A 20,850-nucleotide genomic window follows, 5' to 3' on the forward strand; every position below is an offset into this window, starting at 1 on the left:
CAAGACAAAAGTACTCTTAATATGAAAATGAAACCGAATAAGATGTTTCTATTTTGGGGTTGAAATAGTACAAAAAGAAACAGACCAACCGTTGATGATTGATCTGTGTCGTTTATATATTTACGCGATATTTTTTTGCTATTTATTCGCCGGTCTTTATTTCTTTTGATTCGCTTCCTTTTCCCAATAGAAAAAATACACCAAAACTCCACGAAGAAGGATTAATAGTAAAGCTTGTTGTTTTTTGTGTGCCATAGTTCACCACATGATAAAAATTGCCGTCATCCTTTTGCTCAAAACTAGGATTGATTACTGGAATTGAATTATAACTAAATCCGGTGAAATTTATCTGCAAGCCGATTTTGTTAGTTATAAGATATTGAAATTCAGGTGAAATGCTAAAACGATTGGTTTGTTTCGATGGTTTTTCACTTACAACCGTACTACTTGTTTGACTTGAAACAGACCCTTTATCGTCATAATTAATTGTTGTTGAATTAATCGCTATATCGTCTGTTAGTAACCCGTGTGAAAACTTAGCCTTCAACGAGAAACTCAATTTGTCTGAAACAGGAATAATATACTTGGCAAAAAGCGTAGGAGCTAATTCTTTCCACTTACTTGATGATTCATCTATAATTTTATTCACTAAATTCTTTTTAATATAATCAAATTCAATACCTGTGAGTGCTGTATTTGAACTAGATAAAGATATATATTCCAAACCTATACCAATTGCAAAATTATCTGAAACGAAATAGCCTATATTTGGAGAAATAGTAAGATTATTCGATGTTGTTTTTGTTGCCTCTCCGACTTTTAATGTAGCAATACTCATATTGTCATTATTGTAATTTACACTTCCATCAATGTAAATTTTTCCTTGAGTATACTGAGCCGAAGCTGCAAAATGGAATGCTGATAAAATAATAATTAGACTACAAATTTTCTTCATAATAAAATTTTGTTGAAAGATTTAATGCTGTTTTATCACACTGGAAATAAATAACTGGTTATTAAACAAGTTATTTGAAAGTGCAAAGTTATAATCTAATTTTTAAATAACAACATTTTGTAGCAATATTTGTGACAAATAATCAGTTTAATAATTCTATTTCGGCAGTATTTATCTGTTTTGAACTAATAAATTCAATTGGAGAATTTCTTTTTGTACTCGTTTGGGCTAACTCCGAACTCATCTTTGAAGTACTTACGGAAGTATTTCGGATCGTTGAAACCCACCTGAAATGCAACTTCGTTGACAAAAAGTTGACTTTTTTCCAATAAATCGGCAGCTCGTTTAAGCCGGATAAAACGAATAAATTCGGACGGAGTTTTATCTGTAAGTGCTAAAATTTTCTTGTAAAAATAAACACGACTCATACCCATTTCGCGGCACAAGTCTTCGACCAGAAATTCACTTGTCGAAATATTGGCTTCAACAAGCGCTACTGCTTTTTTGACGAATTTTTCGTCCATCGATACAATTTGAACCTCGCCTAGCGTGATGTCAACTTTGTGTTTAAACTGGTCTCTGATTTTCTTTTGACGGTCTACGATTTTCTTCACTTTGAGCGAAAGCATCTCCATGTTGAATGGCTTTGGAATGTAATCTTCAGCTCCCGATTCCAGTCCGTGATATTTGTTTTCTTCACCATCTTTTGCTGTAAGAAGAATAATAGGAATATGCGAAATGCGAATATCTTGTTTCATCAGTCTGCACAGCTCAAATCCATCCATGTTGGGCATCATCACATCACTTATCACTAAGTCGGGCATTTTTTCCAAAATCAGTTGGTAAGCTATTTTACCATCTTCGGCTTTCAAAATCCGATAATTTTCGATAAACATGCTTGAAATAAATTCTCTGAAATCTTCATTGTCATCAACTATCAACATGAGAGGCAGTTTATTCCGGCTATCTTCGGCAATCAATGTTGTTTCTTCTTCGACTTTTGGTTCGTTTGATTTTTCCTGAAGATCCAGACCCAGACTGATAATTTCTTCCTGAATATGAAGCCTGGCTGGAATCTGTACAGTGAAGACAGAACCTTTTCCTATTTGACTTTCAACATTAATGCTGCCTTCGTGGAGTTTTACATATTCACTAACGATATGTAATCCCACTCCCGTTCCGGTTTGATGTCCGTTTTCGGCATTTTCTACCCGATAAAATCGATCAAAAATGCGATTCAGATCTTTCTCCGGTATTCCGGTTCCGCTATCAGAAATATCTATTCTCAGCGTTTTCTGTTCATTATCCTGCTGAACAATCAGACTCATGTTAACATCTATCTTGCCGCCTTTAGGGGTGAACTTAAATGCATTCGAAAGCAGATTATAAATTATCTTTTTCATTTTTGCCGGATCAAACTCCATTTGGAATTCCTGAATGGATGTTGAAAAGGAAAAACTGATCATTTTTTGATTAGCCATATCTGTAAACGAGTAGCAGATATCTTTTATATAAGTCACCACATCGCCTACAGCCAAATTCAACGTATCTTTATGTACATCGAGCTTACGGAAGTCAAGTAGCTGATTTACTAACTCCAATAATCCGTTTGCATTTCGTTGAATAATACTAAGCACCGATTTTTCTTCATCCGTTTTTGCTTCTTTCAGCAGTTTTTCAATTGGATTTATGATTAATGTAAGCGGTGTGCGAAATTCATGACTCACGTTGGTGAAAAACCTGAATTTCATTTCATCTATTTCGTGCAGCTGTTTTATTTCTCTTTCGCGGTTTTCGCGCTCAAATTGTTTTTTTTGCTTTCTCAGATTGAACTTCACAATGCTCCAAAGTGCTATCAAACTCAGGATGAAATAAATGCAATATGCCCACCAACTTAACCAGAAAGGGGGAAGAATAACAATACTAAGAACAACCGGCGATTTACTCCACACATTGTCATTGTTACTGGCATACACTTTTAGTTGGTAAGTTCCCTGATTTAGATTGGAATAACTTACAGAACCTATTCCATTTTTTATATCAATCCAGTTCTCATCAAATCCTTCCAGTTTATAGCGGTATTTATTTTTCTGGGGATGAATATAGCTCATTGCAGAGAAGTTAACCGTAAAGTTTTTTTCATTGTAATGTAGTTCTATCTTGTTTGTAAGTACAATCGATGAGTCTAGTACTATTCGTTTCTTCAATGTAGAACCCGGTTCTACCTCCTCATTTCCAATAAGTAGCTCTGTAAAACGAGGTTGTGGAGCTATCGTATTATAATGGATGTTCTGCGGATCAAATACTGTATAACCTTTGGTACATCCAATGTAAATTTTACCTTGTTTGTTTTTAAAAATAGCATTCTGATTAAAGATTGCGCTCAATAATCCGTCGTTTTCATCGAACGAAACAACACTGTAAACCGTTTTTTTCGAAACCGGATCCTGCTTGCAGTATATACACGTTAACCCGTTTCTTGTGCCTGCCCAAATGTTCCCGTTATTATCTTCTACCAACGAGACAACCTGATCGCTCGGTAGTCCACTCGACTTATCTATATATTCTATCGTCTTATTAGCTGGATTGTAGATGTTAATGCCATTGTCGGTGGCTATCCAAATCTGATTTTTTTTGTCGAGAAGCACATTATTTATCGTCAGGTCGGAAAGCTTGTTTTTCTGAGACGAATCTTTGAAAAGGGGACTAATTATACGAGTTGAAGTATTAAGCACATCAATACCAACCGATGTACATAGATATATATACATGGAGTCTTTGCTGAACAAAGAAACTATGTAATTTGAAGAAATTCCTTTCACATAATTGGTTTTGTGGTGACTGAAATTATTTCTGGATTTATTAAGTTCATCAAGCCCACTTCCCAATGTAGCAATCCAGATATTCTGGTTGCGGTCTTCTACCAGTCCGTAAACACTATTATTGGATAAAGAATTTGGATTATTCAGTTCAGGCTGATAATTCTGAAAACGTTCACCTACCATTTTATTCAGTCCACCCCAGAAGGTGCCAAACCACATCGTGCCGCTTTTATCTTCCAGTATGGAGATAATAATGTCGGATGAAATGCTTGAACTATTGCCCTCTTGATTTCTGTATAGTTTAAATTTCCCGATTTTACTGTCCAGTTTCAGCACACCACTTCCGTTTGTCCCAATCCAGAGATTACCTTTTCTGTCTTCGTGAATTGCATTACAATCTTTATTTTCCATCTCAGGATTATTGTAAAAAAATAAAGGCGATTTTTCAAACTTAAATATTCCCGGATAAAAGTATGAGACTCCGTTTTTGTATGTTCCTACCCACATTATTCCGGTTTTATCGCAATGTAAACTAATGACAGAATTTTGACTGATTGAATTAGGATTAGCAGGATCGTTGCGGAGCAATATCAGTTGTTTTGATGTCTTATTAAATATTTCAATTCCACCGTGATCTGTTCCAATCCATACACGGCCTTTTTTGTCTTGTTCAATTGACCGAACCAAGTTGGAACTTATAGAATATAGTATTGACCCCGGTATATTTTTAATATTATTCCCAAAACAGCTCCACTCTTTTTTCTTCATGTCAAAATACAAGGTTCCTTTATCCATAAGACCCGGATAAATCCAGGGGCTGCCATCCGCATCTATAAATAGTCGCTTGGTTAGGGTTGATCCTTTGTCATTCTGAGTTATGAACGTGTTATTGAAATCAATTTTTTTTAATTTTTATTAAATCGTTCAATTAATCCGTTCGTAAAAAGAATCCAGATAAAATCATTTTGAGCTTTTATTGAGCTGATTGTACTTTTAAAATTTTTGGACTGAATGATAAAACGTATTAGTTTCTTGTTTTTTATATCGTACTCAAATAAACCATGATTGGCTTCATAGAAATAAAAATTTTTCTGATTATCGATTTCTACAATGGAGGGTTTGAAATGGATTCCGAATTCTGAAAGCAAAGGAGATAAATTGCGATTGAAATTCTCATTTAGAATATTGTATATGCAATAACCGTTGTTGTTTCCAATCCACAAATTTCCGTTATAATCTTCCTGAATATCGTTGATTGAGTTTGAGTTTAAACTGGTAGTGTCGTTCTTAACTGATTTGTAAATTTTTACTCTGTAGCCATCATATCGGTTAAGACCATAATTAGTCCCAAACCACATGAATCCTCTGCTATCTTTAAAGATACATTTAATTTGATTATTCGACAATCCGTTTGTGTTGTCAAGTCTGGCAAAATTAAAAGATTCAGCATGTAAGCCTAAAACTCCAAACAGGAAAAATGCAAGTATGTATTTTTTCATAAAAGATATAAGCATTTTATTTTCTCAGACAAATGTATAAAATAAATACGTTTAAATTTCAGACCATTAGACTTATTATCATTTTAGTCCTTCCATGTAAACATTTGACCCCTGTCTGTTATCAAATATGCCCAGTGATAAGAACATCTGCGCTATTTAATATGATCAATAGCAAGTATATTTGTAAAGTGGAAATTACCAGTATAATTTCAACAGATTAAGTGAGATATAAAAAAAATTCCGGTAGTTCTGCTGGAGGAAACCGGTTGGAGGAATCCAAAAAACACAAGCCATTTGCCAGCAGGCAGGGGTATTTTTTCAAATATCTTGATGAACATTTGTTTTTTATTCAACAAAAGTTCTGATGCTGTATTTAATACCACGATTTAAATGGTTTACATTCAAAGAGCAAGCGTTGTTTTTTAGTATTTAATGAACATTTTTTTTCCAAGATCAATAGTGTATTAGTTTTTTTATTGGTTTAATCCCCTGACTGTCTTGCTTTAGTCGGGGGATTTTACTTAAGTTTAAAAAAGCATTGAAATTCAGAGTATAGTTGTATTTTTGTATAATTTATTTCATTACCATGAGAAAGCACAAAGTAGTTTTATTATTTTTCGTTTTTCTGACAATGCCGATAGTTGTTTTGGCGGCGTCTTTCCAAAAAATATCGGATGGGATAATTGTCTCATTAAACCAAAGTTCGTCTACCAAAGCCCGAACCATCAGGCTGCAGGTTATCACCGATAATATTATCAGGGTTACGGCTACTCCGTTGACAAAGATTCAGGAGACAAAAAGCTTGATTACCACTTATGCTGACACAAAAAAAACAGGATGGAGTGCAAAACAATCAGGAAATTTTGTGGTGTTGACAACGGCTACTACCAAAGCTTTTGTTTCGATAAAAACGGGAGAAATCAGGTTTACTGATTTACAAGGAAACATCATATTGCAAGAACAACGCGGGGGAGGAAAAAGCTTCAAGCCGATAGAAGTGGAAGGAAAATCCGGATTCTCGTTTCGTCAGGTTTTCGAATCGCCTGCTGACGAAGCTTTTTATGGCTTAGGGCAACACCAGTCCGATGAGTTTAATTATAAAGGCAAAAACGAAGAATTGTTTCAATACAATACCAAAGTATCCATTCCTTTTATCGTTTCTAATAAAAATTACGGAGTTCTTTGGGACAATTATTCAATGAGCCGTTTTGGCGATCCGCGTCCCTACACGAATCTGGATCAGTTTAAATTGTACGATAAAAACGGCAAAGAAGGAGGGCTAACTGCTACTTACCGCCAAAATAAAAACTTGAATCAGGTTTCTCTGGAACGGCGTGAATCGGTGATAGATTATGAGAATATACAAACGATTAAGAATTTTCCCAAAGGGATAAATTTAGCGAACGCATCAGTAACCTGGGAAGGTGAAATACAACCAAAAGAAAGCGGCGTGTTCCGTTTTATTTTGTATTATGCAGGTTATACAAAGGTCTATCTGGATGACAGCCTGGTTGTTGCAGAGCGCTGGCGCACCGCATGGAACCCCAACAGCTATAAGTTTTCGGCAAAGCTGAGCGCCAACAAAAAACACAAACTGCGAATTGACTGGCTGCCGGATGGTGGCGTATCGTACATGGGGCTTAAAGCATTGAGTCCGGTACCGGAGGCTGAGCAAACCAGACTATCCTTGTGGTCGGAAATGGGTCAGCAAATGGATTACTACTTTATTCGGGGGAACAATCCCGACGAAGTTATCAGTGGATATCGTCAGGTAACCGGAAAAGCGTCTATCATGCCTAAGTGGGCTATGGGTTTCTGGCAAAGCCGTGAGCGTTACAAAACGCAAGCTGAAATTGTAGGTACATTGAAAGAATTTCGCAATCGTCAAATTCCGATTGACAACATAGTACTCGACTGGAACTATTGGCCAGAAACAGAGTGGGGTAGCCATGAGTTTGAAAAAAGTCGCTTTCCAAATCCGAAAGGAATGGTTGATTCAATTCATGCACTGGACGCACGAATCATGATTTCTGTTTGGCCAAAATTCTACCATAACACCGAGCATTTCAAGGAATTTGAGAGCAAAGGCTGGATGTACATGCAGGCTGTCAAAGATAGTATTCGTGATTGGGTAGGACCGGGCTACGTGGGTTCATTCTACGATGCTTACTCGGCTGATGCCCGCAAACTTTTCTGGAAACAGATGAAAGATCATTTATATCCGCTCGGTTTGGATGCGTGGTGGATGGATGCCAGCGAACCCAATGTGCGTGACTGTACCGATATGCCTTACAGAAAAGCCCTTTGCGGCCCAACTGCACTGGGACCCTCAACCGAATATTTCAATGCTTATGCGCTAATGAATGCTGAAGCTATTTACGATGGACAGCGCGGAGAAGACAATAACAAACGTGTTTTCTTACTAACACGTTCCGGATTCTCGGGCTTACAACGTTATTCTACCGCTACATGGAGTGGCGATATTGCAACACGCTGGGAAGATATGAAAGCGCAAATCTCTGCCGGAATAAACTTCTCAATGAGCGGTGTTCCTTACTGGACAATGGACAATGGCGGTTTCTGTGTTGAAAGACGCTACGAAATGGCAAAAGAAGGTTCGGCAGACAGGGATGAATGGCGTGAGCTGAATGTCCGTTGGCATCAGTTTGGAGCATTTGTACCATTGTTCCGCACACACGGTCAGTTCCCATACCGCGAACTTTGGAACATTGCGCCTGACACTCATCCTGCCTACAAAACCATGTTGTATTATACTCAATTGCGTTACAGGTTAATGCCATATATTTACACCATGGCAGGCATGGGTTACTTCAACGATTTTACGATAATGCGTGCTTTGATGATGGATTTTGCGGCGGATAAGAACGTATTGAACATCGGCGATCAATACATGTTTGGCAAGGAACTGATGATATGTCCGGTGTACAAATACAAAGCCCGTACACGCGATGTTTATTTCCCTAAACAAACTGGCTGGTATAACCTGTACGATGGGAAATATACTGCCGGAGGGCAGAAACAAACCGTGGATGCACCATACGATCGTATGCCGATTTATGTAGCAGCCGGAAGTATTCTCCCCATAGGACAGCAAATTCAAAACACCACGCAAGCGCAAACAGATTTGAAAATCTATGTATATGCCGGTAGAAACGGAACTTTTACGTTGTATGAAGATGAAAATGTGAACTACAATTACGAAAAAAATGCATACTCAACGATTGAATTTTCGTACAACGATAAGGACAAGGTATTAAACATTGCAGCCCGAAAAGGAAGTTTTAAAGGCATGGCCAAAGAACGTAATTTCCAAATCTTTCTTGTAGATCAGACCAAACCGCTGGGTATTGATCAGCCGTCGAAAGAATTTAAAACAATTCACTACGATGGAAGTAAAGCTTCAATCTCGCTAAAATAAGCACTACACACTTTTCTTACTCCCCGAATTAATGCAAGTTAGTTCGGGGATTTTTTATTTTCTGCCTTATATTTTGTTTTTGCAAAAAGAATAATCCATACCTTTGCAGTGGTATAAAAAAGAGAGATTATGTTTATTCGATTATTTGGCAGCGAGGCTTTTACAGCAGTGCGCAATTATAATTTCAGGTATTTTCTGGGCTATCGTTTTTTGATGACAATGGCCACTATGATGCAGTCGGTCATAGTCAGTTGGCACATGTATTTCCTCACTAAAAATGTGATTTGGCTCGGTCTTATAGGTCTGGTAGAGGTTTTCCCTCAGATTTCTATTTCACTTTTTGCAGGACATTATGTCGACCTATGGAACCGCAAGAAAATTGTGCGTTATACCACCCTTTTATTGCTGGCAGGTTCGGCAATTCTTACACTCTACAGCATTGAATCGTTTCATTCTTATCAGCATTTAGGCATCTGGCCCATGTTTATAACAATATTCCTTACCGGATTATCGAGAGGTATTCTTATGCCGGCGAACACGGCTTTACTCGGGCAGCTGGTTGACAAGAAAGATTATGCCAACGCTGCTACCTGGAGCAGTGCCAACTGGCAGGTGGCGGCCGTTATGGGCCCGGCTCTGGGAGGATTGATTTACGGATTTTCATCCATTTCTGTTGCCTATGGTTCTGTGTTCATACTTTTCATGTTTTCATTATGGATGATAAGCAGAGTAGAAGTAGCCGGCAGAATAGTTTCGGATAAGGTAAGCGAAGAAGATATTTTTAGCCGAATACGTGAGGGCATAGGTTTTGTGATGAAATCACCACAATTGCTTGGAGCTTTTTCGCTGGACATGTTCGCCGTACTGTTTGGAGGCGCAGTGGCTATGCTTCCCGTTTTTGCTTCAGATATTCTGCACGTCGGTCCGCAGGGGCTGGGATTTCTTCGTGCATGTCCTGCACTGGGAGCTATTTTCATGTCATTTTACCTGATGTTTAATCCACCGGTAAAGAATAGTGGTCGTACGTTATTATTGGCGGTGTCCGCTTTCGGATTGTGTATGATTGGTTTTGCATTCTCGCACTGGTTCTGGCTTTCGGCATTACTGCTGCTGTTAAGCGGACTGTTTGATAATGTAAGTGTAGTAATACGTGGAACTATCCTACAGCTTTACACACCCGAACATATGCGCGGAAGGGTAGCTTCGGTCAATAGTATTTTTATCGGTTCGTCAAATGAGTTGGGAGCTTTCGAATCGGGAATGGCGGCAAAACTAATGGGGCTGGTTCCTTCTGTGGCTTTTGGCGGAATCATGACGTTGATTGTGGTAGCTACTACAGCCAAAGTTAACCCGGTATTGCGTAAGTTGTCGTTGAAGTAAAGTGTGCTCTGTGTTTAATAGAATAAAATAAGGTTGCCTGTACTATCAGGCAACCTTATTCTGTTTTTATCCAACATTCGTTTTAAACGGATCGTTGTTGAAGTATTCCTTATTTTCGGACCAGCTGGGTGGATCTGCTGGCGCTGATTCCATTGTCAGTGAAATTTCATTATCCAGCGTAATCTTTTCAATTTGTGGTGGATTATAAGCCTTCTTTTCCGTACTTTCTATTTTTCTTTCCATAACTGAATTTTCTATTAAATGATCTTATTCCTTTATTAATTTTCTAGTCGCTGTTTCTCCATTCTGTTGAATAATCAACAAGTAAATACCTTTCGTAAGATCCGAGCAAGGAAGACTATTTAAAGACCCCTTTTGCAATGGGTTAACACGCACTTTCAGACCTTGCAAATTATAAAGAGTGGCTATTGCCTGATCACCAACTTCACCTTCTATGATAATCGCTTCATTAGCTATATATGCTTTAAGGCTATTTGTATCTGTTGTTATTCCAGATGTTCCGGTTGTAGTGTTGAGACCAGTATGTATATAAAATCGTCCAACCGCAGTCGAGCCAGCCGCAACAGTCGTCTTGTAGGTTGCGCCATCAGTCAGAGAAGTAAAGGTATTGTTCGTCTTGTCTTCTAGTACGACCTTGCACTCTGCAGGCAGATTAGCAGTTTCGGCACTAAACGTAATTTCACCGCCAACTTTACAGTCTACTCCCACAGGAATAACCAAGTTGCTATAATTTTCGGGCAAACATTGGATGGCAAAATCAACACCATTGTCTTCCACTAATCGGGTATAAAGCGACAGACCATTTGTTCCTCGAAGCAATCCGGCATCGTAAGTAGGATCAAGGCCTTTAGTCATTTTTTCATTGAAAGCAATAATGGCTGAAGACGATACATCTAGACTTGCCACATTTAGGGCTATTCCTGGCCAGCTTGTTTTTACAGTCGGTGCTTTGAATGGAGCATTTGTTTGATGCCATTGCATGGCTGGGGTGAAACTGGCAGTTTGGCTTGCATCTTTTGCCTTGACAAAAAATGCCTGACCTACTTGTAAATAGTTTTGTAATAATAAACGTCCGTTACTTAAACCGGAAGGTAAGTTACCAATTATTTTATAGGTAGATGAAACTGGATCCCAAATATAAACGCAAGCATAATTCGGATCGAAAATGCTGCTGTTTTTGGTTAGGAAGTTCTCGGTACTTGATGCCGATGCATTCATTCCAATAGCCGATGTATATGGATTACCAATACAATTCCAACCTTGACCTGTTTTTGTCAAACTAACGTTTTTTGTTCCGGTTATAATATCGCCATAAAAACTAACATAATTAGCATCATCACGACGCATTAAGTATCCCTTGCCAGATTCAAAAGGTCCCCATGTGGCGTTTGTAAAATAGCTCTTCCATGCATTGCTACCTTCGTTATAATCAGCTATGGCGTAAGTAGTAGTAGATCCTTCAACTTTAGAAGAAATTCCATTACTGCTGTTAGACAGAAACGAGCTAATGTTGCCACCATTAACAGAAGGAGCAACGATGTGCCATTGGGCCGCGGTAAGATAAACATCCGACCAAACTTTGCCAGAGGCAGTACCATGTACTATTAACGATCCGGTACCCGAGGAAGAAGATTGAATTTCAAGTTGTCCATTTTCAGTAGTAAGGTTATTGCATTCGGCTGTTTCTGTTGGGAAAATCATGGGCAAATAAGTTATTCCGCTAGATGGAATGGTAACATCGGTAGAAGAAGTAGGAACGCTTCCTCCAGCCCAGTTATTGGCATCAGTCCAGTAAGAGCTACCTGCGCCGCCTGTCCATGTACCTGGGGTTAAATAGGTAAACTTATCGGCAGCACTTGTTGCACTCGTTCCGCCAGTTGTAGTAACAGTAATATCAACTGTTCCAGATCCCGAAGGAGATGTTGCCGAAATTGAAGTTGCTGAATTTACAGAAAAACCAGTTGCATTAGAACTGCCAAATTTTACGGCAGTAGCGTTGGTAAAATTACTACCGGTAATAGTTACCGATGTTCCTCCGGTAGTTAGTCCACTTGATGGAGAAATACTGCTAATAATAGGAGCAGCAACATACGTAAACTGGTCGTTGGTGTTTGTCGTACTCGTTCCTCCGGGAGTTGTTACTGTAATATGGATTGTTCCAGCAGAGCCAGCTGGTGAAGTAGCTGTAAGACTGGTAGCGGAGTTAAAGGTAACATTTGAAGAACTCGTTGTACCGAACTTCACTGTTGAGCCACTCGTGAAGTTTGTTCCTGCTATGGTTACTGAAGTTCCTCCAGTTGTTGTTCCGCTTGTTGGCGAAATACTGCTAATAGTAGGAGCAGCAACATACGTAAACTGGTCGTTAGTGCTTGTCGTACTTGTTCCTCCGGGAGTTGTAACAGTTACATCAACTGTACCAGATCCCGAAGGTGAAGTAGCAGTAAGACTGGTAGCAGAGTTAAAGGTAACACTTGAAGAACTCGTTGTACCAAACTTCACTGTTGAGCCACTCGTGAAGTTTGTTCCTGTTATAGTTACCGAAGTCCCTCCTGTTGTTGTTCCGCTTGTTGGCGAAATGCTCGTAATGGTAGGGGCAGATACAGGAGCAGCCACCACTATTGTATAATCTTCTATTTCGCCAAAATATCCTCCTGTAAAATTTTTCATTCCAATTATACCCGGATCGGATGACGCTGTTATCATTCTTACCCTCATACGTATATTGCTAAGGGAGGCACCTGAAGGGATTGTAATATTCTGTGCAGTCAAATTGTAGGTATGACCTCCCGAGCCTGTATGTGTAGTTCCATTGGCTATTATATAATACTCATTTGCATCTGTAAAATCATAATCATGGTTCCAATCAAAGAACACATATACATACAGTTTATCTACGTTATATTCCGACCAAAATGTTGAAACCGACAGTGAATATGTTGATGACGGATTTACAGTAGTTGAAATATTTGAATAATCTCCGAATAATGTTGCAGATCCGGATGTTGAAAGAGTGGAAGTATTATTAATTGTATTGAAAGAAACATTAGAAATATAATCTCCTGGCGATGCATACGATTGATTTGCCGGACTAACATATTGAGCATAGCTCAAAGAACTAAACATGAACGGCAATGCACACAGCCATCTAATTTTTAAAAGTATATCTTTTCTCATATTATAATATATTAATTAGTACTTTTTTAATCGTTTATATTTACACACACAAATAAGGATTTTTCCAGCCCGATACACATTGACTATGAATATCTTCGAACACCAGATGGTTATATTCCATCGGGGTACCCTGTTCCATTACCATTTCGGTGTATTGGGTAGATTGCAGCGAAATCTTTTCAATTTCCACATCCGGTTTTTCGAAATTGTGTTGGATACTGAAGTTTCTTTTCCCACGCGGACCGTCTATCCAGGATGTTTTCAGATAACTGATAGCACTTTCAATGTCTCCTTTTTGCATCTGTGGCAAAGTAGGAAGGAGAGCCAATCCCATTTCGTAACCCATCACTGCAAAGACAGTAGATTTCCTGCCGGTAGACTGTTCAAACTGCCGCTTAAACAATATGTTTTGAGTTGTATTTAATTGATAGTTCCATCCCGATGCCGAATAAAAGCCGAGACCCAGATGGCTTATTTTAGAGAGCACAACGTCGGATGCCATGTGAGGCGAAACCAACAGAGGTATTTTGTTGTGCAGACCCGACTGTTTATACATACTGAAAAAACTAAGTGCTTCGTTGCCACAAAACAGCGCATGAAGATAATCCACCCCGCTCTTTTCAATCCGACTCAGATAATCGGGCAGAACATCTTTAATATCCGGCATTTGTGGGTTGTAAGGCACTATGTGCATATCGATTTCCTGAGCACCGGCAAATATGGCACCCTGCCAAAACGAACTGTGAATATGATAGCCCGAATCGTAGATGGACATCAACATGGCACCTTTCCCTCCGAATCGCTTTTGCGCCCAGTTACCCAGCGCATATTCCAGTTGCCAGAACTGAAAACTATTGAAAAAACAGTTTTCAGGCAGAGGATACAGAGGCGGAAGATACTCGCCCATATCGAAGAAAAAACATAGCTGGTCTTTTTTCGAAATCAAAGGCAGAATTTCGGGCAACAACATATAACTCACGAAGCCCGACAGTATATCCACTTGATGAAACATACGCATCTTATTGATAGCGGCCTTTACCGGTTCCGATCCTCCCTGATCAATAAATTCAGGATAGAACTGATAGTACCTGCGGTACGCCGCCGGCAATGCAGCAAAAAATCCATCCATTATATCGTTCGACATATTGGGATGGATAGATGAGTATGGAAAAAGAAATCCGATCTTAATAACCTTATTCATATTTTTTTAAAATAGCCCCGCGAGAAATATTTTCTCCGGGGCTTTTTCTTTTATTAACCTCTTGATGGGTAAATACCTGACAAAGCAATACAAAAATTTATCGGGCAATAAGGTTGCATAAGACTAAATGAAGATCCACTACCTGTTACATTGGTGACAATGCTTCCTGTTACGGCACCACCACCTACATTTAATGCTGTATCGGGATCTGTGGTACCATAAATGGAACCACCCGTAGAACCCGACAAAACATTAATACTCCCACGTGCAACCGGGTTAGCCGATGTACCTGATGCCGAATAGGCTTTAATAGTAGCCGACGCAGTCCCTATGATACCTGTATGATTATGGGCAACTAAAGTAGTGCAATTTTCAGTACCACCCGACTCCCCTTGTTCATAAAGCGCTAAACCTGGGCCTTGGCCTGCACCAATCATCACCCGACCCCGTAAGTCAGGCAGACCGAAATTACTTGATCCATTGCCACCATACTGTGTTCCAAGCAATGCATAAAGAGCCGAGTTTTGAGATATTGGAAGCAGTGTGCCATCACAAGAAGCCCAATAATAAGGAGGAAAATTAAATCCAAAAGCTGCGATAAATGCCAAAAAGGTTTCCATAAAATTTAAATTTAAATGATTAGTATTATTTTGAGAATTATTTATTGCTCCCGGCTGCATGTTGCCACTCTTCCGGGGGCGGTGTTTTTTAGGTTTTCTTGGGACTGTCCGTATCGGTTTCGTCCTCTCCATCTTTTTTGGCGTTCCGTCCATGGCGTTGAGCCAACAGGTTACGGTAATTTCCCACCCGCTGGTTTTGCTCCGTCACAAGTGGCGCATAGGCCGTTTCGCCGTTTACTTCTATCAACGCATTGAGGTGTTTGAGCACCGTACGGTAAATATTGTCGGTAGAAAGGCGCGATTGTTTCAGGTTTTCCTGCGGTTTGGCTCCGTTTTCGGAGTAACGTTCGTTTTTCAGGTTATCGAATGCCGTATTCCTTGTCTTGAGTTCCGGTACCCATCCACCTATGCCCACTATAGCCACATCGGCAGCATAAGTGCCTTCCAGTTCGGCCACCAGTTTTACTATGGACGATGTTTCCTGATCGTAAGGTTTGTGTGGTACATCGCCGTAAGTATCCAGCAATAGGCTCAACCTATCAGCCGCCTTGCGCACATTGGCATCGTAATGGTTGTGTGCCGAACTGATAGTGCCCGACATGCCGCTGAAGGTAGCATCCCGCATCCTGTCCATTTCCGACAGATCGTCGGTAATATCGCTGGCACGTAACACATTAAGCATATTGTTTTCCTGTTCAATACCTGCCACATACGTCGGCAGTTTATCTCCCAAGCCCTGAACTGCCACGGGGTTCGTTGCAATCAGCTTCGAGAAATCAGAATGAAACTTATAATGTTCTTCATTTCTGAATTCACCCAATTTCAATGTCTGTATTTCCATAAATAATTTATAAAATTTTGATTGTATTATTCTGAATTGACAGGGCTTATCAAATGCCCCTGCAATGTTTATCATTACCTGAAGTTGCCTGTCTTTTCATCCGTCGGCTTTTATCCTTGGCTGTAAGTGTACCGGAGTTTTCTGTAGTATCGTCAACCCTGGATTTTTTCTCCAAACTGTCAGCGGCACAAAAAAATCCCGGGTTGACGGTCTGCTGCTATCAGCGGGAAGCTTTCAACCCTGGATGACGACTCGCCGCTACCAGCAGGAAGGTTTCAACCTCGGTTGAAAGTCTGCGCCGCATCTGTGGCTGGTTTTCAACCCTGGATAACGCCTTACAGACCCTCCCACAGGGATTTATTACGACCGGCTATCCTTCATTTCCTGTTTTTTTGTTCATTTTTTTTAAAAGAACAGGCTAACCAATACCTTAGCCTGTTCTTTTATTGTCAACCGGTTTTATTCAATCGGTTTAATAGGAGCAGAAAGTACTGCCGGTCCGTTAAGAGGTTTGTAAACCGGCACAAGTGCTCCATAATGTGGGGCATCAGGATAAACCACCTGTGCATCGCACAAGAAACGATAATTCGTTCCGCTTACCATCTGACTGGCCACTGCCAATGGAGTGTAATTTACTCCTACATGTCCTTTAAGCGCTTCTTTAAAAGCTGCCATTGCTTCTGCTGAGATACTGGTGCTGTATGCTGTCCATGCACCGACCTTACTTGTACTCATTTTCTTTAGGTATTAGATTTTATGCCTACTCTTTGTTCCGCTTTTCGGCTGCTGCGGTTTAATAGTTCTGTTTTTTTTTAGATACAATAGTAGATTGTCTGAATAATAGCGGCTTACCTGATATTTTCCTATAGAACCAAGACAATCCTCGGGCGAATTAAAAACGTCTGAGTTTATTTTCTTACAGTTATTACTTGTACAAATTGTTATCATTTTTAAATAATACTATAATCTTTATCTTTAATATTATTTCCTGTTCTTAGCAGAATAATATTGTTTAATTGGAACTTGTATAAAGTTTCGCATAAACTGTCAGGTTTATCAAACGAATTATGATAAAAATATGAGTCTGCTCTACAGCCTGCATGACACGTGGTCACAAAATGGCAAGTACTACATTTTTCAATTTCAGTTGACTTTGACCTAATTTTCAGACTAGCTACTTTTTTAGTAATTTCATCGAAATTGTTTACTAATATATTTCCTAATTTAAATTCCTTTCTTGATAATACATGACATGGATAAATATCACCATTTACGTCTATATCGAAAACAGTATTTCCTAACCCGCAAACCAAGTGTTTTTCATTATTATAAACATCTGATTCTTTACACTTTAGTTCATTGCCCTTTAAATTATAACTTTTCACTTCCATTCTGGCCTTTTTGATTAAATTAAGTGATTTAATCAAATTCTCCGGTGAAAGCGACAGGCTTTTCATTTTATTTTCAGGAACATACCTTAAATTATTAGGTGCAATATCTCCATTATGGTTAAATGCAAATTTTGCTATGTCGTATATTTCCTGCACATTGAAATCATGTACTGTTGGTGCAATAGAGAAAGGTATTTTATGAGCAATTAATGTTTTAATGCCCTTTATTACTTCATTGTATGTATTCCCTCTTGTAATTTTGTGTACTTCTGGCGTAAACCCATCTAAACTAACTTGGACTCTTTTTAAGTATTTGCATTTTGATAATAATCGAGCAATTTCGTTTTTAAGAAGACTACCATTTGTCAATATTGAATAACTATTTTTCCTTTTTTCGAGAAAATCAATAAACTCCACAAACAGAGGATGCATAAGCGGCTCCCCTCCGGTTATTACAAAATGGCATTCTGAATTAATTGATGAGACTTTTGATATAATATCACAATATGTACTCATATCCATATATTTTGCTTTGTGGGCATTACCCTTATAGCAATATGGACAACTAAAATTACACGCTTGAGTCAAATTTAAATAGATCAACTGTATTGGCTTCTCTATAGCTTCCTCTATGTTTTTATTTAACCAACCGTCATCAACAATTTTATTAAATAAATTATATGCTTTTCTTTCAGAAACTAATTTATCATAACCGCTCAACCGAAAGCAATCTAGAATAATATCTTTTTGAGTGTTACGGGCAGATAGTTCTATCATTTTCATAATGACAAGCTCTTCTGCCGTAAGCACACTCAATGCCCCTATTTTCGGATTACTTACAATAAAAAATCATCAATACTTGTAATTCTAAGATCTGAATACATATCGCTTAATTTAAACAACCACAGAAGTAAAATTTTAAATTAAAAAATAATTAATAATTTCATAATCCTTCTTTATGTCCAACTTCATGACATCCAACAAATGGAGCACCAACTTTTGCACATACTTTGACACATAAATCAGGAGCTGCTTTAACACTCTTGGGACTTTGCATTTCATCAATAAATAAATCTTTTGTATCCAATCCTTGTTCTTTAAGAACCTTTTGTGGATCTTTTAAAAATTCTGCAGTCAACTCTTTATCAAATTGAATTTTGTTTAATACTTCTTGTAATTTCATGATAATAATCTCCTATAGTTTATTACTTCTGTGGTTCTTATATTGAATTGTGAACAACTACAATGTATGTACATTGGCTTGCACAGCTTGTCTCACTGATGAATTATTTTGCATTCAGTTCTGCTTTCATACCTTCGGCAATCAGTTCCCAAGCATTTCCGGCAGGGATATTTCCGCCCAATGTAGAATCGAAAATGGTAATTGTACCAATCACAGGGGCATCCACTGTTATCTTCACATGCATCGAAGCATAGGCAGCTGTTTTCTGGTAACCGCTGATAATCACCAGCACTTTAGGATTGTCATTTACCACTTTGGTCATGTCGCCATCCACCTGAATGGGGCCTCCCTGTACATGTCCGCTTTTCACTCCGCTAAATACGCAATCGTAACTGATACCCAAATGGTCGTTTTCTTGTTTTACTAAAGTAAGTGTGGTATCCACGTTAATTTTCACAGGCCATACACCAAAACTATGATGTTCGGCTTTTTTGTCAATGACAGTGTAACTCATAAATAATAGTATTAGTAATGTTTGTTCCTACTCATAACGTTTTTCGGTTTCCACGGTGGTGTTTTAACGGTACCCACGAACGTATTACAATTTCGTCAAACAATGTTGCGCACTATTGCTTAAAAGAATAGTAATTTTATGGAGGTAAAAATAGTGGGAAGAATCAGTGTGTCACTTATCAATAGATACAAAGTGAGCGTATCATTTGATAAATTGAAATTTTTTTTGGAAGGGGTACGGAAGATACTTAATCTTATGGTACAGAGATGAATGTTTGGTTCTTTCTTGTCTATATAGGCACGTAGATGAAGAACACTTTAGGTCAATAGCGTACTATCTATCCGCCTAAAGCATGTTTTTGAATGTTTCTGTTTAATTGTTTCTGTAGTTGGCCGATTCCAATTGGCAAGTTTGCCGCCATACCGAAGGTGATTCGTTGGTAATCAGTTTAAACTGCCTACTGAAATTAGAGGGTTCGCTGTAACCAATCAATTCGGAAATCTGAGTGAGGGAATAATCGGGATAATTTGCAAAAAGATTTTTAGCTTCTTCTATACGTAATGAAGTAATCCACAGATTGAAGTTCATGCCTTCTTCATTGTTGATAAATGTCGAGAGAGTGGTTCGCCCAATTTTGAGGTATTGAGCCATGTCTTCAATATTGACCCCGGGTTTAAGATAATATTTATCATCAATAATCTTATTCTTTAGTTCATCCCACACAAGTCGTTTTTTATTGTTAGACGCCTTATCAGCAAAAGAGCTTTGCGGATAGATAGCCGGTTCAATATAGATAAACTTGCTTGGATATTGTATGTAATAAATACCAAAACCTAAGTAGAATAGGGTATAAATAACTGTAAAGATAAATATCCATGAATCTGCGAACATGAAGCAGGATAGCAAAGCCCCAATCCCAACAGAAAACGCTGCGTAAAAACTATATTTGATCCATGGAAGGCATGCACTGGAGCATTCGGAAAAATAGTTATCCATTTCACTGCCAAATAATTCTGCCTGACGAAAAAATAATCGCGTCAGATAGAATAACTGGAAGATATAATAGAACAGAAATAGCTCTCTGATAATTATTACGGGATGAAATTTGTACCGGATAAGTTCGGCTATTGAATGTATCTGGACATTTCCCCAAATGGAACAAAATATCATATACAGTATCGTCAGGACAAAGACAGGTGCCAGCTGTTTATAGAGATAGTTTTTGGTAACAAATCGAGGGTTGATTAGTATGATCAACGATAATACAAACAAAGTTGCCTGTAAAGATGCAGTCATGAGTGTATCCAACGATATAATATTTACTAAAGACAAATTAAAAACCATGACAAGTACCTTGACGATGGCCATAGTTATATATCCGCCAGCTAAAAACCGCAGAGAAATCCGATACTTATTTAAAGTTTCGGTTTGGGGAAGTGGTAAGGTGAGAAAAACAACTGCCAAAGCTATACAGCCGACAATTAATGTGATGTTGATAAATAAAAAAGGATAATGTTCCATAAATGGATAGGTTATATAAATAATCAATTATTGAATGTGTATTTAAGTGTTGTTTGATATTAACGTAATGTATAACAAACTCGTTTGATTCAATACTCAATATTCCTACTTTTAGCTACAGGAAAATAAAGAAAATACTACAGTCGTAAACAAAAAATTGAATTTTATATTACAAAAATAAACTAAAATGCTATAACAACCAAAAAAAAGGTCAAAAATAATTGAGACAACCGTTTTTGTATATATCACATAATGAGTATTTTGGAAAAGTATTTTTAGTCAAAATTAG

At 38.3% G+C, this 20,850-nt stretch carries 16 protein-coding genes; 3 read left to right on the forward strand and 13 right to left on the reverse strand.

The window, feature by feature from the left end; all coding sequences use genetic code 11:
- Positions 1–142: 142 nt before the first annotated feature.
- From PALPR_RS15450 to PALPR_RS15455, 3 genes are all read right to left on the reverse strand, one after another.
- Positions 143–955: an outer membrane beta-barrel protein gene (locus PALPR_RS15450; RefSeq protein ID WP_013445626.1), complete on the reverse strand. Its 813-nt coding sequence runs from the start codon at positions 953–955 to the stop codon at positions 143–145.
- Positions 956–1,149: 194 nt separating this feature from the next.
- The gene (locus PALPR_RS10620) at positions 1,150–4,572 is read right to left on the reverse strand and encodes a hybrid sensor histidine kinase/response regulator (protein ID WP_013445627.1); all 3,423 of its coding nucleotides are present in this window, start codon (positions 4,570–4,572) and stop codon (positions 1,150–1,152) included.
- Between the two features lie 110 nt (positions 4,573–4,682).
- The gene (locus tag PALPR_RS15455) at positions 4,683–5,276 is read right to left on the reverse strand and encodes a ligand-binding sensor domain-containing protein (protein WP_013445628.1); all 594 of its coding nucleotides are present in this window, start codon (positions 5,274–5,276) and stop codon (positions 4,683–4,685) included.
- Positions 5,277–5,907: 631 nt separating this feature from the next.
- Here PALPR_RS15455 and PALPR_RS10625 point away from each other — a divergent pair.
- Both PALPR_RS10625 and PALPR_RS10630 read left to right on the forward strand, forming a co-directional pair.
- Positions 5,908–8,715 carry a TIM-barrel domain-containing protein gene (locus PALPR_RS10625; protein ID WP_245544441.1) on the forward strand — a complete coding sequence of 936 codons (2,808 nt, stop codon included), beginning with the start codon at positions 5,908–5,910 and terminating at the stop codon, positions 8,713–8,715.
- Positions 8,716–8,844: 129 nt separating this feature from the next.
- Positions 8,845–10,095 carry an MFS transporter gene (locus PALPR_RS10630; protein WP_013445630.1) on the forward strand — a complete coding sequence of 417 codons (1,251 nt, stop codon included), beginning with the start codon at positions 8,845–8,847 and terminating at the stop codon, positions 10,093–10,095.
- A 66-nt stretch (positions 10,096–10,161) separates the two neighbouring features.
- On the opposite strand, the gene PALPR_RS15940 is transcribed toward PALPR_RS10630, so the two are convergent.
- From PALPR_RS15940 to PALPR_RS10675, 10 genes are all read right to left on the reverse strand, one after another.
- Positions 10,162–10,338: a hypothetical protein gene (locus PALPR_RS15940; protein WP_013445631.1), complete on the reverse strand. Its 177-nt coding sequence runs from the start codon at positions 10,336–10,338 to the stop codon at positions 10,162–10,164.
- Between the two features lie 24 nt (positions 10,339–10,362).
- Positions 10,363–13,290, reverse strand: a complete 2,928-nt coding sequence (locus PALPR_RS15460) for an IPT/TIG domain-containing protein (protein WP_013445632.1) — start codon at positions 13,288–13,290, stop codon at positions 10,363–10,365.
- A 40-nt stretch (positions 13,291–13,330) separates the two neighbouring features.
- A complete protein-coding gene (locus PALPR_RS10640) occupies positions 13,331–14,491 on the reverse strand; it encodes an ABC transporter substrate-binding protein (RefSeq protein ID WP_013445633.1) in 1,161 nt (386 codons plus the stop codon).
- 53 nt (positions 14,492–14,544) lie between these two features.
- Positions 14,545–15,111: a phage tail protein gene (locus tag PALPR_RS10645; RefSeq protein ID WP_013445634.1), complete on the reverse strand. Its 567-nt coding sequence runs from the start codon at positions 15,109–15,111 to the stop codon at positions 14,545–14,547.
- Positions 15,112–15,199: 88 nt separating this feature from the next.
- On the reverse strand, positions 15,200–15,952 hold the full coding sequence (locus PALPR_RS10650; RefSeq protein ID WP_013445635.1) for a DUF6261 family protein: 753 nt from the start codon (positions 15,950–15,952) through the stop codon (positions 15,200–15,202).
- 459 nt (positions 15,953–16,411) lie between these two features.
- Positions 16,412–16,687, reverse strand: coding sequence for a hypothetical protein (locus PALPR_RS10655; RefSeq protein ID WP_013445636.1), 276 nt, complete (start codon positions 16,685–16,687; stop codon positions 16,412–16,414).
- A 215-nt stretch (positions 16,688–16,902) separates the two neighbouring features.
- The gene (locus tag PALPR_RS10660; protein WP_148226469.1) at positions 16,903–18,126 is read right to left on the reverse strand and encodes a radical SAM/SPASM domain-containing protein; all 1,224 of its coding nucleotides are present in this window, start codon (positions 18,124–18,126) and stop codon (positions 16,903–16,905) included.
- 160 nt (positions 18,127–18,286) lie between these two features.
- Positions 18,287–18,526, reverse strand: a complete 240-nt coding sequence (locus PALPR_RS10665; protein WP_013445638.1) for a hypothetical protein — start codon at positions 18,524–18,526, stop codon at positions 18,287–18,289.
- Between the two features lie 103 nt (positions 18,527–18,629).
- Complete coding sequence (locus PALPR_RS10670) at positions 18,630–19,040, reverse strand: hypothetical protein (protein WP_013445639.1); 411 nt, start codon at positions 19,038–19,040, stop codon at positions 18,630–18,632.
- 372 nt (positions 19,041–19,412) lie between these two features.
- Complete coding sequence (locus tag PALPR_RS10675) at positions 19,413–20,336, reverse strand: helix-turn-helix domain-containing protein (RefSeq protein WP_171805038.1); 924 nt, start codon at positions 20,334–20,336, stop codon at positions 19,413–19,415.
- A 46-nt stretch (positions 20,337–20,382) separates the two neighbouring features.
- Between PALPR_RS10675 and PALPR_RS15945 the strand changes: the two genes are divergently transcribed.
- Positions 20,383–20,553, forward strand: a complete 171-nt coding sequence (locus PALPR_RS15945; protein ID WP_171805039.1) for a hypothetical protein — start codon at positions 20,383–20,385, stop codon at positions 20,551–20,553.
- The last annotated feature ends 297 nt before the right edge of the window (positions 20,554–20,850 follow it).

The sequence above is a fragment of the Paludibacter propionicigenes WB4 genome, assembly GCF_000183135.1.
GTDB classification, from domain to species: domain Bacteria; phylum Bacteroidota; class Bacteroidia; order Bacteroidales; family Paludibacteraceae; genus Paludibacter; species Paludibacter propionicigenes.

What these genes read in the sequence shown, in the direction of transcription:
- PALPR_RS10620 (WP_013445627.1), bottom strand. Translation starts at nt 4,572, where the DNA reads ATGGATAAAGGAACCTTGTATTTTGACATGAAGAAAAAAGAGTGGAGC.
- PALPR_RS15455 (WP_013445628.1), bottom strand. Translation starts at nt 5,276, where the DNA reads ATGAAAAAATACATACTTGCATTTTTCCTGTTTGGAGTTTTAGGCTTA.
- PALPR_RS10640 (WP_013445633.1), bottom strand. Translation starts at nt 14,491, where the DNA reads ATGAATAAGGTTATTAAGATCGGATTTCTTTTTCCATACTCATCTATC.
- PALPR_RS15940 (WP_013445631.1), bottom strand. Translation starts at nt 10,338, where the DNA reads ATGGAAAGAAAAATAGAAAGTACGGAAAAGAAGGCTTATAATCCACCA.
- PALPR_RS10675 (WP_171805038.1), bottom strand. Translation starts at nt 20,336, where the DNA reads ATGACTGCATCTTTACAGGCAACTTTGTTTGTATTATCGTTGATCATA.
- PALPR_RS15945 (WP_171805039.1), top strand. Translation starts at nt 20,383, where the DNA reads ATGACAAGTACCTTGACGATGGCCATAGTTATATATCCGCCAGCTAAA.
- PALPR_RS10670 (WP_013445639.1), bottom strand. Translation starts at nt 19,040, where the DNA reads ATGAGTTACACTGTCATTGACAAAAAAGCCGAACATCATAGTTTTGGT.
- PALPR_RS10665 (WP_013445638.1), bottom strand. Translation starts at nt 18,526, where the DNA reads ATGAAATTACAAGAAGTATTAAACAAAATTCAATTTGATAAAGAGTTG.
- PALPR_RS10655 (WP_013445636.1), bottom strand. Translation starts at nt 16,687, where the DNA reads ATGAGTACAAGTAAGGTCGGTGCATGGACAGCATACAGCACCAGTATC.
- PALPR_RS10625 (WP_245544441.1), top strand. Translation starts at nt 5,908, where the DNA reads ATGCCGATAGTTGTTTTGGCGGCGTCTTTCCAAAAAATATCGGATGGG.
- PALPR_RS10650 (WP_013445635.1), bottom strand. Translation starts at nt 15,952, where the DNA reads ATGGAAATACAGACATTGAAATTGGGTGAATTCAGAAATGAAGAACAT.
- PALPR_RS10645 (WP_013445634.1), bottom strand. Translation starts at nt 15,111, where the DNA reads ATGGAAACCTTTTTGGCATTTATCGCAGCTTTTGGATTTAATTTTCCT.
- PALPR_RS10630 (WP_013445630.1), top strand. Translation starts at nt 8,845, where the DNA reads ATGTTTATTCGATTATTTGGCAGCGAGGCTTTTACAGCAGTGCGCAAT.
- PALPR_RS10660 (WP_148226469.1), bottom strand. Translation starts at nt 18,126, where the DNA reads ATGAAAATGATAGAACTATCTGCCCGTAACACTCAAAAAGATATTATT.
- PALPR_RS15460 (WP_013445632.1), bottom strand. Translation starts at nt 13,290, where the DNA reads ATGAGAAAAGATATACTTTTAAAAATTAGATGGCTGTGTGCATTGCCG.
- PALPR_RS15450 (WP_013445626.1), bottom strand. Translation starts at nt 955, where the DNA reads ATGAAGAAAATTTGTAGTCTAATTATTATTTTATCAGCATTCCATTTT.